Source organism: Bacillus manliponensis (assembly GCF_000712595.1).
Lineage (GTDB): Bacteria > Bacillota > Bacilli > Bacillales > Bacillaceae_G > Bacillus_A > Bacillus_A manliponensis.
Genome location: NZ_JOTN01000002.1, coordinates 164,242 through 178,007 on the forward strand (window position 1 = coordinate 164,242; position 13,766 = coordinate 178,007).

The window sequence follows — 13,766 nt, forward strand, 5'->3', positions numbered from 1 at the left end:
ATCGATACGACCTTACCAATTGTATCATAAAAAGTTTCATTTGACTTTACTTCCCAAAGTAAATCCGAATTTTCGAGCCTTCTTTTACTTTCGTTCCTGGTTCTGGCGATTGTTTCACCACTTCATCCCCTTCTCCACTCACATCAATTTGCAAATCGAGAAGTTGTGTCTGCAAATCCTTTTTCTTCATACCGATTAAATTCGGCACTTCAATTGCAGGTGTATCAGGCCATGTTACTTTTTTCTCAACCTGTTCTTTTCTTGGCTCTACCCCCATAACCGGCAACGCATCACGAAGTATATTTCCAACAATAGGAGCTGCAACAAGACCTCCAAATTGCAAGCTTCCTTTTGGATTGTCTACCGCTACATACACAACAACTTGTGGATCATCCGCCGGTGCAAAACCGATAAATGAAACAATATAGTTATTATCTAAGTAATTTCCATCTTTTACTTTTTGAGCGGTTCCTGTTTTCCCACCAACTCGATATCCATCAATAAACGCTTTATTCCCTGATCCTTTTGCTACAACATGCTCTAAAGCATATCGAACTTGTTCAGATGTTTCCTTGGAAATAACATTCCTTTTCGCAACTGGAGCTTTTCGGTTTACTACTTTTCCTGTCTTTGGATCGATGAACTCTTTTGCGATATACGGTTGATATAAAGTTCCACCGTTAATTGCAGCTGCAACTGCTGCAACTTGCTGAATAGGTGTAACCGAAACACCTTGACCAAAAGCTGTTGTTGCTTGTTCGACAGGCCCTACCTTATCTAAATTGAACAAAATCCCTCTACCTTCTCCTTGCAAATCAATTCCCGTCTTTTGTCCAAATCCGAAGTCATGAATGTATTGGAATAATTTTTCCTTCCCTAACCTGTCACCAAGTTCAATAAAACCAGGGTTACAAGAGTTTTGTACAACTTCTAAAAACGTTTGACTGCCATGCCCACCAGCTTTCCAGCAACGCAACCTTGCTCCACCTACTTCTGCTGCTCCATCATCATAAAACGTATCTTTTTGTAAGTCTACTAAATTTTCATTTAAAGCAGCTGCTAATGTAATAATTTTAAAGGTTGATCCTGGCTCATATGTACTCCATACAGGTAGGTTACGATTAAATATTTCTGGGGAAACACTTTGATAATCACCAGGGTCAAAACTTGGCCTACTAGACATCCCTAAAATCTCCCCATTATTCGGATTCATTGCAATTGCAACAATTCCATCAGGGTTATACGTTGACTCAGCAACATTCAACTCTCTCTCCATAATCGTCTGTATACGCGTATCGATTGTTAACTTTAAATCTAAGCCATCCTCAGGTTCTTTATAATCGTCACCGACATTTGGCATACGCTGCCCTTTTGCATCTGCAAAAAAACGAACATGCCCATCTTCTCCATTTAGCTCTTTATCATAGTATTTCTCAAGCCCCATTAATCCTTGATTATCAATACCTGCAAATCCAAGGACATGTGATAAATATTTTCCGAACGGATAATGTCTAATAGAATCTTCTGCGATATACACTCCCTTTAAGCTGAGAGCTCTTACTTCTTTCGCCTTTTCATGTGAAATTTTCCTTCCACCTTTATCCAATCTTACAATGGATGCACTTTTTGTAATACGCTTATATATATCCTCTTTCGAAACACCTAAAACTGCAGCTAACTTCTCTGCAGTCTCTGCTGGTTCCTTAATTTGTCTCGGCACAGCAAAGACAGTCGGAGCACTTTTATTTGTCGCGACCTCTACACCATTTCGATCCAAAATCTTTCCTCGTTCCGGTTCAAATGTAATATTACGACTCCATGAATCTTTTGCCCGATCCGTTAACATATTCCCAAGAAAAAACTGTACATATCCAAGACGGATATCAATCACAGCAAAAATAAGTATGCCGCATATAAACACAAAAATAAGCCGTTTCCTAATCGTCATACTTGATACACGCATATTGAAACAAGCCCCCTTTAAACCTAGCTTGTTCCAATATATGCTTGTACCTGTTTGATTAGAACACGACTACTTTTGTTACGTCAAGGCATTTCTTATTCAGAAGGTTTTTCAGCCTCAGCTTCAGCTTCTTGTTGCGGTTGAAGTGGTGGTATGAGATTCACTCGTAATACATCACCTTCTTTTAACGCCGTACCTTCTGCGATACTTTGTTCTGTTACATATCCCGTTCCAGAGGACTCTAATTCAAGATGTAACGTCTTTGCTAAGTTCATAACATCACGTAATGCCCAGCCTACAATATTTGGCATCGTTGGGTTTTCTCCTACTAGGAATATACGGTCACCCTTTAATGTTTTCTCCCCTGCTTTTGGCGACTGTACTTTCACTTGGCCTTCACCTAATATAACAGGACGGAATTTCTCTTTTTCAAGCGTTACTTTCGCCTCTTCCATTGTCATCCCTGTCACATCTGGAACATCCGCTTGCTGTTCTTTCACATATTTCTTAGGATCTTTCACTTCAGTTGGCTTTATCTTTAAATATTCTAAACTATTTTTTGTAACGGATTTAAAAATTTCGGCTACTGGCTGTGAACCGTATTCATTACCTTTTAACTTCGGTTGTTTTGCCGCTACATATACAACGAGTTGCGGATCGTCAATTGGGGCCATACCAAGGAAAGAAAAGATGTAATTTTCTTTTCCTGTCATATAACCACCTTTTCCATCAGGTATTTGAGCTGTTCCTGTTTTTCCACCGACAGCATAGTCATCTATTTGATACTGGCCACCTGTTCCCTTTGGTGATGTAACAACTTGTTCTAGCAATTCTCTTACATGATCTGCTGTTTCTTTCGTAATAGGTTGCCCTACCTCTTCCGGCGTTCGGTCCATTTTTACTTTATTATTCATTGGATCGACAATTTGGTCGACAACATATGGCTTCATCATTTTTCCGTCATTTGCAATTGCAGTTGTCGCCTGTACAAGCTGAATTGGCGTAACGGTAGAACCTTGCCCAAAAGCTGTTGTCACTTGTTCAATTTTTTTATCAAATAATATTTTGTTTTTCTGTTCACCTGGTAGGTCAATTCCGGTTTTTTCATCAAGACCAAAGTTATGAATATATTGTCGGAAACGATCCTCACCTAATTTTTCTCCTAAATAAGCAAATGCTACGTTTGATGAACGTAGTACTCCTTCATCAAACGTAATCGATCCCCAGCCATTTCCAGAGTTATGATCTCGAATTACACGATCTCCTACAGGATATGTACCAGACTGGAAATATGCTTGTCCATCGTAAACACCCTCATTAATTGCTGCTGCTAATGTGAAGATCTTCATCGTTGATCCAGGTTCAAACGCATTAGCAATTGGATCATTAAAATGGTGTTCAAGATTCCTTTTATTTGGATCATAACTTGGCGTACTTGACATTGCTAAAATTTTTCCCGTTTTCGGATCAGCAACAATGCCAATTAACATCTCAGGCTTATAACGTTCTTCCGCTTCTTTCATTGCATCTTCTAAAAAACCTTGAATTCGCTGGTCTAGCGTTAAATATACGTTATCTCCATTTTTAGGAGGAACAACTTTCCCTTCTCCGCCTTCAAGCGCAATACCTCCTCTTGAACCTACGTAAGAGGTGCTACCATTTGAAGCTCGTAAATATTTATCTAGACTCTTTTCAAGTCCAAACATCCCTTCTGCAATTCCATCATCCTTTGGTTTTGCATGACCAATCACATACGAAGCAAAGTCTCCGTTTGGATATACCCTTGCTTTTTCAGTTAAGAAAGAAATCCCTTGCAACTCTAGATCATCAATTTCCTTCTTTTGCTCTTTTGTTAAATCCTTTCCTGCCGTACCAAACTCAACTTGCGTTTTATCTTTTCGGTTTAATTGCTTTAAAATATCTTCTTCTGACATATCGATATGTTCTGCTAACTTTTTAGCAGTCTCTTCTTTATCCTTAACTGGCTTATCACCTGTTAAAGCAGCAGTGAGTCGATATGAATTTGTATCTTGTGCTAACACATGACCATTTTGATCATAAATTGTACCGCGGTTTGCCTCTAGCACACCATTTTTATTATGTTTTTCACTTGCAAGCTCTTTTAAATCCTCACCATGTACCGTTCCAGTTACTTGAATATAAAAGAAACGGGCAAACAATAAAAAAAAGAGCAGGAGGACGAATATCATAAAGATGCCTGCTCCTTTGTTCGTATGAAATTTACTCATATTCATATCTTTTTTCACACCCACTATAATTACTGTAAACCTTTCACGTTGTTTGCATTAATTTCTAGTCCGTGTTTTTTAGCAATCTCTGCAATACGTTCATAGCGGCTTAAACTTTCAACCTCCGCTTGCAATTCTTGATTTGCTTTTTGCTGCTTTACAACTTCACTTTCAAGCTCAGCTTTTTTCGCATCAAACTCATATAATGCTGCTTTATTCCCTATAAAAGCAACACATGCATATAGTAAAAAAGCAATAAAAGCAATATACAATGTTTTTTCAAACCTTGTAATTTTTGTTTTTGTATTTACCTGAACTGCTTGTTGCGAAGTTTGAGACTGCACATGTTCTTGACCTTGCTGCTTTTTATACTTCACAGCTAAATTCGTCATACATCTCTCCCCTTCTATAATTTTTCAGCAATTCGTAACTTAGAAGAACGCGCTCGTTTGTTCTCTTCTACTTCCACATCAGATGGAAGTATCGGCTTTCTTGTAATTAGCTTTAACTTTGGTTTATATTCATCCGGGATAATTGGTAATCCTGGCGGAAGATCTGGTGTTGTACTATGTTGTTTAAATATCGTTTTACAGATGCGATCTTCTAAAGAGTGGAATGTTATAACACTAATTCTGCCACCTGGCTTTGTTATTTCAATTGCCGACTCTAACGCGTCTTCAAATACTCTCAGTTCATCATTTACCGCAATTCGAATTGCTTGGAATACTCGCTTTGCTGGATGTCCACCTGTTCTACGTGCTGGAGCTGGAATCCCTTCTTTAATCAATTCGACTAGTTCTCCTGTCGTTTCAATCGCTTTTGTTTCACGATACGCTTCAATTTTTCTAGCAATTTGCTTCGAAAACTTCTCCTCACCATATTGGAAGAAAATTCTCACCAATTTCTCATATGGCCAATCGTTAACAACATCATAAGCTGTCAACGGTGCACTTTGATCCATTCTCATGTCTAGTGGCGCGTCTTGATGATAGCTAAATCCTCGTTCTGCTGTATCTAATTGCGGAGAAGATACTCCTAAATCAAATAAAATACCGTCCACTTCGTAAATCCCTATTTCGTTTAATTTTTCTTTCAAATAACGGAAGTTACTTTTTATCACTGTAAATCGCTCACCATAAGAAGCAAATTTTTCTTTTGCATTTGCAATCGCGATATCATCTTGATCAAATGCAATCAACCTGCCTTCCTCTGAAAGCTGCGATAATAAATAGGCACTATGTCCGCCACCTCCTAGCGTACAATCTACATATGTACCATTTGGTTTTATCGCTAAACCATCTACTGTTTCTTTCAAAAGAACTGTTACGTGTTTAAACATTGCTGCACCTACTTTTTTGCAATTATAAATCCCTTGACTTATCTCTTTATTATATACTACATTTTATCATCATTTGCAGTAATTTAGGCAAAAACATGTCGAAAAATATAACAATTTGTTCTGTTTTTCCAAAAAATCTTCCTATACACTTACCTAATTGAGGAAACATAAGTATTTTACAGGTAATTCCACATTATAAAAATAAAATCCTGCTCTCAAGAGCAGGATTTTAAAGTTTTACAATATAATGCTGGCCATCTGAAGAAAACGTATGTTGTAATAATTCAGATACAAAATCCAATCCGTAACGATTTAAATAATAAAAAATATTCCATACACGTTCTTGCGGGGCTCCTTGTGGTTGAAGTGCGTACTCAATTCGGCGGAACTTTTCTAATTGCACTTCATATTTTTTCTCAATATCAACCTGTAATGTGCGCTCTAATAACTGGAGCTGCCCTAAAACTTTTTGCTCATTTTTCTTTGCAAACTGCTGCAAACTTGGATTTATTTTATTAACAAGCTCTTGCAACTCATCATGAATATCTTTTATACGTTCCGTAGCTTCTGCGAAAGGTTGTTCAATCGATTCTTTAACATTTTCGGCTATCCATTTCTCACGTATTGCATCTACCTTCTGTATAAATAATTCACTTTCATCAATGCCTAATTCGCGCATATCAGCTTCAATATGCCTCTCCATGTAACTAATCGTAGTACGCGGAACAACCGGCGGCATTTTCATACTTAGCACGTGAAACACCTGTTGTAACTCACTCCAATACGCAATTTCACCTGGTCCACCAACAAATGCTAATGTCGGGAAAACACTTTCTTGCATAAGCGGCCTTGTCACAACATTATTACTAAAGCGTTCTGGATATTGGCGAACTTGTTCCATCAATTCTTCAAATGAAAAAGAGTACAACCCATTTTTTCCAATAAAGCGGCCATTACTTTCTTCTAATAAAACGCGCTCATCCTCTAGTTGCATAAATAAATGAATTGCACTTTCCTTCGTCTCAATCAGCGGTTTATAACCTCTCCCTTTTACAATACGCTGTTGATTTTCAAGCCCTTGTTGTACTTCTTTATAACATGTTAACATTTGCTCAAAATAAGAAATCTCCAGTTTACGAAGCTCCGGGTGATGTGCGTCAACAAAAATCAAACCCGTATCTTTAAATAATTTGGCAACTAGGTTCGCAAAAAAGTCCACGTATGTGCGCGAGCGAAGTAAACTCTCTTCTACAAACTGTAACACTTCGTTTGTATAGTTCGTTTCCGGATATGTTTTAAAAATCTCCTCTATCCACCTCTTACACTCTTCTTTAGATAACTTCATTTCTGACGCGCTCATTTTCTTTTTCTCTGCATTATATAAAATTGTTTTCTTGATTTTATTATTTTTTGAAACGAACACATGATTAATTTCATCGAGGTCATGATCTTCTCCCGCAATCCAAAAAACAGGAACAATGCGAACACCCAATGACTTTTCTTTTTCCTTAGCAAGCTGTATAATCGATACCATTTTATGGATCGTATACAGCGGTCCTGTCAATATGCCCGCTTGCTGTCCCCCTACGACAACATATGTATCATTTTCTAATAGCGCTTGAATGTTGTTTATCGTCGCTTCTCCAACATTGAGCTTTTCATTGTATTTTAGTAAATGCGACACCAATTCTTCTCTTGCATAGTGTCTATTACGCAAATCATGCAAACGCTCTGTAAATCCTTCTTCTGTAAGTGGATAATCAAAGTACTCCTGTACTTCTCCTTTTACATAGTCCCCCACAATCCCTTGCAAAGGAACAGAGATTGCCTTTATCTCCATCATATTCTTCCTTTCTTCTCTTGACCTCTCACCAACAAAATTGTAGTCAATGTTTATCATAAAAGCAAAACATATCACTTACATTTCTAAAGCTTTTATAAAATGATATAACATCATAAGCGTCGGCACTTCTTTTCGCTGCTCTTCTGCTTGCTCTATAATATATCCAACAATTGCATCTATTTCTGTTTTGCGATTATGCTGCACATCCGCTAGCATAGAAGATGTGTTGCGCGCTGTCCGTTCACATACAGCACAAACAAACTTCCACAGTTCATCTTTATGTGTCTCTCCTAAAACATAGGTCACCTCATCAAAGATCTGTTTCATCATGACATTATAAGATGAATTTGTTATTAATTCACCATTTGAAACTTTCAACAAAGCCGTTAATGGGTTAATACAAGTATTTACAACAAGCTTTTTTATCATCGTTCCGTGCCAATCCTGTTCCAATATAACCGGAAATTCCTTTGCATCGAAACTATACAATATTGACTCAAACGTGGATGTATCACCTGTAACAACACCAAATTTTGTCACACCACTCCCCGTGTGCTCTACAACACCATCACACTCTTTTTTCGCACCGTGTTCTACTATACCAACTGCAACACTCTCCATCTTCATACTTTTTAAATATTGAAGATGCCCCATTCCATTTTGCAGAAAAATGAGATGCTTTTCTTTTCCTATCCACGGCAAAACAGATTGCAAATGATATTGTTTTACCGCAATAAATATATACCGCTCATCTCTGTCTACTATAGACTCAATAGGGAGAACATTCAAAAATACCGTCTCTCTTTTTCCGTTACAAACACATGTCACACCTGATTTTCTAAGAACGGTTGCCTGGTTTTCATCTTTTGTATACAAAGTAACCTCTATCCCACACCGCTTTAAATAAAACGAAAAAAGAAGACCAATTGCTCCCGGGCCAACTACTCCTACTTTCATAAAATCCCCCTGTCACGATACTATATATCGAATAGTGTAACAAAAATAATAAAAAAATACCGAAAGAATGCTTTCTTTTATTCATAAAGATAACAAAATGCGTTATAATAGTAGTGAGAATTTTTACATTTTTCTGTATTTCATCTTAAATAAAGGATGTGAATGATATGCATTCTCCAAAAGTTGAGCGTTTGCTCATCAACTATAAAACATTAGAAGAATTCAAAAAGTTCACCAGATATGGTGACCAGGAACTTTCTATGCTAGAGGACTTAGAGGCAAACATTATCGAAAACGATAGCGAGTCTCCATTCTATGGTATTTATTACGGTGGTTCTCTTATTGCACGTATGAGTTTGTATATGAAAAAACCAAACGAACATACGCTATTCCAAGAACCGTATATAGAACTGTTCAAACTTGAAGTATTGCCCGCTTTTCAAAATCAACAATTTGGCAAAACACTTGTGCATTTCGCAAAACAATTACAGTTTCCTATTAAAACGATTGCCCGCATCCAATCTGCACAATTTTGGGAAAAACTTGATTTCAAAAATATCTCAACTGAAGATGGTGACTTTTATGTTTGGCACCCAAAAGAAAATTTGAATACGGTTACAAATAGCGAATCTGCATAAAATAAAAAACAGCTGCATTCAGCTGTTTTTTATTTCTTCATTCCTTTTATCCACTTCCGATACAACAACATTTCTTTTGCGATCAATATAATCAAATAATGTTCTATACTCTTCTTCATAAACAGATAAACGTTGCTGCAAATCCTCTTTTTCCTTTTGGAGCTTTTCAACTTTTTGATATAACTCTTTTGACCCTTTCTCTTCTCTATATTTCTCTAGAAAAGAGATAACATCCTCAAATGTTACAACCAATGGAGATAGCTCTCTCTTTTTTTGCTCCTTAGATTCGCGATGGCCCGCTTTTCTTATTTCTTTCGCTTTCTCAATTTGATCTTTATATTGTTTACGCACATAAGAATTCCAACGAAATCCACATGCAGCCGGTGTACGCGATAAACTTCTCCCTACTTCTTTAAAAGCAGAAAGCTGTGTTCCTCCATCACGAATATGCCGGAGTACTACATCTGCTAGAAGCACATCTTCATCATCTGTCCATGCATCTTGTCTCGTTGTCGCCATCTTCCTAGTCCTCCTTATGCATTTTTATTAAACATATGCCGGTACTAGAAAAGATAGAATCATAACTGAAAAAGAAAATGACAAAAAAAATAAACGCAGAATATATTCTGCGTTTATTTTTTGCAATTACTTGCTGATTACTTCTTTACCTTTGTAAGTACCGCATGCTTTACATACACGGTGAGCTAATTTCATGTCACCACAGCTTGGGCACTCTACCATACCAGGTACTGATAATTTGAAATGCGTGCGACGCTTTCTTTTTACTGTTTTAGAAGTTCTTCTAAAAGGTACAGCCATTCTTCCCACCTCCTTAAAAGAGAGAGTTATTTTCATACGAAGGCCTTAACCGGTCTTCCGATTATTTGTCAAAAAACTTCGCAAGTCCTGCTAACCTTGGATCAACAGACTCTTCTTCGCTTTTCTCCGAAATCACTTGCCAGTCTTGACCTTGCGACGGTGCTCCGCCTGAAACATCCTCACTGAAAATTTGCATTGGAATCTCCAATAGTATATTTTCCTTAATTACAGGGAGTAAGTCAAGTACTTCTCCTTGTAAGTAGTGAATTTCTGATTCAGTTTCAAACTCTTCTTTTGAAACTAAGAACACCTCAGTTGTTTTAATGTCAAATGGTAATGTCACATCTACTAACGAGCGAGAACAAGGTAATACCATACTCCCAATTATATGTAGATGGAACGTAAACTTGTTAGAACCAAAATCAACTCTACCTGTTACATGAACTGGCGGAATATCACGAATATCTTTTTCGATTTCTTTTAGTTCACTTACATCTACCATCTCATCCAATGTTAATCCTTTATGTCGGCTTTTATTTAATTGATGGATGGACCATTTCATATCATATCACCTCAAGGCAACAAACAAAATTATAGCTAGCCATTGTATATTTGTCAATATTTTTTCTTTACACTATAATGAAATCATTATAGGAAACAATATATAGATTACCACGTTTTAAAAAAAGATGCTATAGCGAAAGGAGCGATTATTATAAAAGCTAGCGGTATTATTGTAGAATATAACCCATTTCATAATGGTCATGCTTATCATGTGCAACAATCAAAAAAGTTAACAGACAGTGATGTTTTAATTGCTGTTATGAGCGGCCCATTTTTACAAAGAGGGGAGCCAGCACTTATATCTAAATGGGCGAGAGCAAAAATGGCCCTATGTGGTGGCGTTGACATTGTTGTAGAGCTTCCCTATGCTTACGCAACACAAAGAGCGGAAACATTCGCAAATGGTGCTATTTCCATTTTAAATGCACTAAATGTTTCAGAAGTTTGTTTTGGCAGTGAAAGCGGAAATATACAAGAATTCCATGATACCGTTTCTATTCGCCAACAGAAAAAAAGCAAATTAGATACACTCGTGCAGCAATATATGAAAACAGGTATAAGTTATGCAAAAGCAAACTCTGAAGCGTTTTCACATTTACAAAACACCACAAATACAATTGATATTACACAACCTAATAACATATTGGGATTGCATTATACAGAAGCGATTTACGCTCAAAATAATACGATGAAAGCGCAAACGATTAAACGCTTTGCCGCTCACTATCATGACGAAATATTTTATGACGAAAAAATCGCAAGTGCAACAAGTATTCGCAAAAAATTATTTAGCGGTGATGAACATTCATTTGAAGCAATTATTCCGTTTGTTCCAAAAATGACAAAACAACTACTTGAGAAATACATTCATACATACGGCTTATTGCACAATTGGGAACGATATTTCCCATTTTTTAAATATAGATTAATGACAATGTCACCACTAGAATTAAAGAACATATATGAAGTTGAAGAAGGATTAGAACACCGTATTTTATCCCTTATAAGAGAGACATCATCATTTTCGTCATTTATGGAAGCGCTCAAAACAAAGCGTTATACATGGACGAGGTTACAGCGAGTATGCACACACATTTTAACAAATACAACTAAAGAAGATATGCTTCGTGCTGAAGTCGAAAAGCTCGCACCGTACATACGCTTACTAGGCATGTCTCAAAAGGGACAGACATACATATCACATATTAAAAAACAGCTACCTATACCGCTTCTCACCCATGGGAAGACATTTCAACATCCTATGTTTAAAATTGATCAAAAAGCTAGCGATATTTATTTTTCCATTTTAAAAGAACCACTTCTCGGTGAACAAATGAAACAAGATATTACTCGTCATCCCATTCGTTATGACGAAAAGACACAAAATTTTTTATAGTAAACAAAAGCATCCTCTCTCATAAAGTGAAACTTCACTCAGTGGGGTTTTCTCCATCTCCCACTGAGTGTTAGCCCTACCAATCGAGTATTTACGAGCTGTTTATCCCCCACCTAAACTTCTTCGCTTGCCTCACGTTTTGAGGCGGGAGTCTTACAGCCCGCAAATAGCGGGATAAAAGAAAGGATGCTTTCCCATTACATTTTTTCTAAATAATTTAAGGCGTCATCCAGTGTGTCAACAGGAACAATTTTCATCTTCGTGCCAAGACTTTCTGCCGTTCTTGCTGCTTCTTTGTAGTTAGACTTTTCCGCACCCTTTTCATTTGGTGCAAAAAATACTTCCGCGCCCGCATCATGAGCAGCAACTACCTTTTGTGAGATTCCACCGATTGGACCAACTTCTCCTTTTTCATTAATCGTCCCTGTACCTGCAATTTCATGCCCTTTTGTTATATCCCCTTCAAGTAGTTGATTATAAATTTCTAACGTAAACATAAGACCGGCTGATGGTCCACCAATGTTATGTGCATCAATTTTTATTTTAGGACTTACTACGAGCTTCTTATCTGTCAAAATAGAGACTCCAATACCAGCCCTACTTTTATCTTGCGGAATTTGTTTTAAGGGTAAATTGACTTCGCTTTGTTTTTTATCTCTTATGTACTGAATTTTGACAGTATCACCTTCTTGCTTGCCCTTCAAATATGAGATAAATTCTTCTGCGTTTTGAAAAGATTGATTATCAACCGCAACAATACGATCTCCAAGTTCTAACTTCCCGTCAGCCGGCATACCATCAGCAATCCCAGCTACTAATACACCTTGATTTTCAAATGAAACAGGCTTATTTGCTCTTTTATAAGCATTATAAATAGCTACATTTTGAGAATGTTCCATCGCATACACTTGACGGAACTGATATTCTTCGTCACTTTCTCCTTGTTGTAAAATTTCCTCATCCTTAAAAACTTCGTGATACTCATTAAACTGAGCAGACAAGAAATTCACAATATTTGCTCGTCCCATCGAAACTGTCACAAGCATAAAATCTCCTTTTTCTTCATATCCGCCTTCAACTTTGACGTAAGGCTTTAATTCCTCTGCCATCCCTGGTTTTGTAATATAATACGGAAGGGGAACATACACCAAAACCATTGCAAGTATAACCCCAATTAAAAGCGCATACATAAATCGAAATCGTTTAAACATTCTCTTTCTCCTTCCATTGTTCAATCAACATATAAATTTTCTGAATGTGATTTTTCGCCTCATTCTCTCCAACCGCAATAATCTCGTCAATGTTTGTAAAAGCACGTGAGCTAAATTGTTCCACAGCAGGACGCATCATAAGATCTGAAGCAATTTGCCTATTTACAACAAGTTCATGCTGCATAATTTCAATACTTTGCATGATTACATCATAAATAGATGTAACCTCCCCGTTCACCTTAATCGGAGATACATCAACAGCTATAACAATATCCGCTCCCATTTCTTTTACAACTGACACCGGAATACGGTCAATCACCCCACCATCAACTAGTAACCGACCATTTACCTTTTCTGGAACAAATATACCTGGTATAGATATACTAGCACGAACGGCATCTGCAATCGAGCCATCAGTAAATACAACTTTTTCCCCATTTAAAATATCTGTTGCAACTACCGCTACTGGTATATCTAATTCTTCTAAATTCCTGTTATATGTAAACATTTTAATCATATCTTTTATACGTTTTCCAGCAATAAATCCCATTTTAGGTATCGTAAAATCCAAATAATATTTTCGTTTAAATACAGCTGCTAAACGATATAACCTCTCTACATTACATCCAGCTGCATAAAATGTACCAACAAGAGCCCCCATACTACTCCCCGCAATCATATGAATCGGAATATTCGCTTCTCTTAATGCCTTAATAACCCCCACATGCGCGAACCCCTTTGCACCACCGGACCCTAACGCTAAGCCAATCTTTGGTGTTTTCACATA

General features: G+C 37.1%; 13 protein-coding genes. 2 read left to right on the forward strand and 11 right to left on the reverse strand.

The features are described 5' to 3' along the window. Positions 1 to 46 precede the first annotated feature (46 nt). The 6 genes from BAMA_RS02685 to BAMA_RS02710 form a co-directional block, all read right to left on the reverse strand. Positions 47 to 1,963 carry a stage V sporulation protein D gene (locus BAMA_RS02685; RefSeq protein ID WP_034635791.1) on the reverse strand — a complete coding sequence of 639 codons (1,917 nt, stop codon included), beginning with the start codon at positions 1,961 to 1,963 and terminating at the stop codon, positions 47 to 49. 95 nt (positions 1,964 to 2,058) lie between these two features. Beyond that, a complete protein-coding gene (locus BAMA_RS02690; protein WP_084157869.1) occupies positions 2,059 to 4,212 on the reverse strand; it encodes a penicillin-binding transpeptidase domain-containing protein in 2,154 nt (717 codons plus the stop codon). A 29-nt stretch (positions 4,213 to 4,241) separates the two neighbouring features. Continuing rightward, positions 4,242 to 4,604 (reverse strand): cell division protein FtsL, encoded by a 363-nt coding sequence (gene ftsL, locus BAMA_RS02695; protein WP_034635793.1) that lies wholly within the window; start codon positions 4,602 to 4,604, stop codon positions 4,242 to 4,244. Between the two features lie 14 nt (positions 4,605 to 4,618). Beyond that, positions 4,619 to 5,551, reverse strand: coding sequence for a 16S rRNA (cytosine(1402)-N(4))-methyltransferase RsmH (gene rsmH, locus BAMA_RS02700; RefSeq protein ID WP_034635794.1), 933 nt, complete (start codon positions 5,549 to 5,551; stop codon positions 4,619 to 4,621). Positions 5,552 to 5,780: 229 nt separating this feature from the next. Next, on the reverse strand, positions 5,781 to 7,391 hold the full coding sequence (bshC, locus tag BAMA_RS02705) for a bacillithiol biosynthesis cysteine-adding enzyme BshC (RefSeq protein WP_034635795.1): 1,611 nt from the start codon (positions 7,389 to 7,391) through the stop codon (positions 5,781 to 5,783). A 78-nt stretch (positions 7,392 to 7,469) separates the two neighbouring features. Continuing rightward, entirely contained in the window at positions 7,470 to 8,351 is an 882-nt protein-coding gene (locus tag BAMA_RS02710; RefSeq protein WP_034635796.1) for a 2-dehydropantoate 2-reductase, read from the reverse strand. A 167-nt stretch (positions 8,352 to 8,518) separates the two neighbouring features. Between BAMA_RS02710 and BAMA_RS02715 the strand changes: the two genes are divergently transcribed. After that, entirely contained in the window at positions 8,519 to 8,989 is a 471-nt protein-coding gene (locus BAMA_RS02715; RefSeq protein ID WP_034635797.1) for an N-acetyltransferase, read from the forward strand. A gap of 18 nt (positions 8,990 to 9,007) precedes the next feature. Here the strand turns inward: BAMA_RS02715 and BAMA_RS02720 are convergent, their stop codons facing one another. From BAMA_RS02720 to BAMA_RS02730, 3 genes are all read right to left on the reverse strand, one after another. Then, positions 9,008 to 9,508, reverse strand: coding sequence for an RsfA family transcriptional regulator (locus BAMA_RS02720; RefSeq protein ID WP_034635798.1), 501 nt, complete (start codon positions 9,506 to 9,508; stop codon positions 9,008 to 9,010). A gap of 126 nt (positions 9,509 to 9,634) precedes the next feature. Beyond that, positions 9,635 to 9,808, reverse strand: a complete 174-nt coding sequence (gene rpmF, locus BAMA_RS02725; protein WP_034635799.1) for a 50S ribosomal protein L32 — start codon at positions 9,806 to 9,808, stop codon at positions 9,635 to 9,637. Positions 9,809 to 9,869: 61 nt separating this feature from the next. Next, positions 9,870 to 10,370 (reverse strand): YceD family protein, encoded by a 501-nt coding sequence (locus tag BAMA_RS02730; protein ID WP_034635800.1) that lies wholly within the window; start codon positions 10,368 to 10,370, stop codon positions 9,870 to 9,872. Between the two features lie 153 nt (positions 10,371 to 10,523). On the opposite strand from BAMA_RS02730, the gene BAMA_RS02735 reads away from it, so the two are divergent. After that, on the forward strand, positions 10,524 to 11,768 hold the full coding sequence (locus BAMA_RS02735) for a nucleotidyltransferase (RefSeq protein WP_084157853.1): 1,245 nt from the start codon (positions 10,524 to 10,526) through the stop codon (positions 11,766 to 11,768). A 197-nt stretch (positions 11,769 to 11,965) separates the two neighbouring features. Here the strand turns inward: BAMA_RS02735 and BAMA_RS02740 are convergent, their stop codons facing one another. Both BAMA_RS02740 and BAMA_RS02745 read right to left on the reverse strand, forming a co-directional pair. After that, positions 11,966 to 12,979, reverse strand: coding sequence for a SepM family pheromone-processing serine protease (locus BAMA_RS02740; protein WP_034635802.1), 1,014 nt, complete (start codon positions 12,977 to 12,979; stop codon positions 11,966 to 11,968). Beyond that, positions 12,972 to 13,763, reverse strand: a complete 792-nt coding sequence (locus BAMA_RS02745; protein WP_034635803.1) for a patatin-like phospholipase family protein — start codon at positions 13,761 to 13,763, stop codon at positions 12,972 to 12,974. The genes BAMA_RS02740 and BAMA_RS02745 overlap by 8 nt, the downstream gene beginning before the upstream one ends. Positions 13,764 to 13,766: the final 3 nt, after the last annotated feature.

Coding starts and splice junctions, on each gene's coding strand:
- BAMA_RS02720 (WP_034635798.1), bottom strand. CDS start 9,508: ATGGCGACAACGAGACAAGATGCATGGACAGATGATGAAGATGTGCTT.
- rpmF (WP_034635799.1), bottom strand. CDS start 9,808: ATGGCTGTACCTTTTAGAAGAACTTCTAAAACAGTAAAAAGAAAGCGT.
- BAMA_RS02685 (WP_034635791.1), bottom strand. CDS start 1,963: ATGCGTGTATCAAGTATGACGATTAGGAAACGGCTTATTTTTGTGTTT.
- rsmH (WP_034635794.1), bottom strand. CDS start 5,551: ATGTTTAAACACGTAACAGTTCTTTTGAAAGAAACAGTAGATGGTTTA.
- BAMA_RS02715 (WP_034635797.1), top strand. CDS start 8,519: ATGCATTCTCCAAAAGTTGAGCGTTTGCTCATCAACTATAAAACATTA.
- BAMA_RS02740 (WP_034635802.1), bottom strand. CDS start 12,979: ATGTTTAAACGATTTCGATTTATGTATGCGCTTTTAATTGGGGTTATA.
- BAMA_RS02690 (WP_084157869.1), bottom strand. CDS start 4,212: ATGAGTAAATTTCATACGAACAAAGGAGCAGGCATCTTTATGATATTC.
- bshC (WP_034635795.1), bottom strand. CDS start 7,391: ATGGAGATAAAGGCAATCTCTGTTCCTTTGCAAGGGATTGTGGGGGAC.
- BAMA_RS02710 (WP_034635796.1), bottom strand. CDS start 8,351: ATGAAAGTAGGAGTAGTTGGCCCGGGAGCAATTGGTCTTCTTTTTTCG.
- BAMA_RS02730 (WP_034635800.1), bottom strand. CDS start 10,370: ATGAAATGGTCCATCCATCAATTAAATAAAAGCCGACATAAAGGATTA.
- ftsL (WP_034635793.1), bottom strand. CDS start 4,604: ATGACGAATTTAGCTGTGAAGTATAAAAAGCAGCAAGGTCAAGAACAT.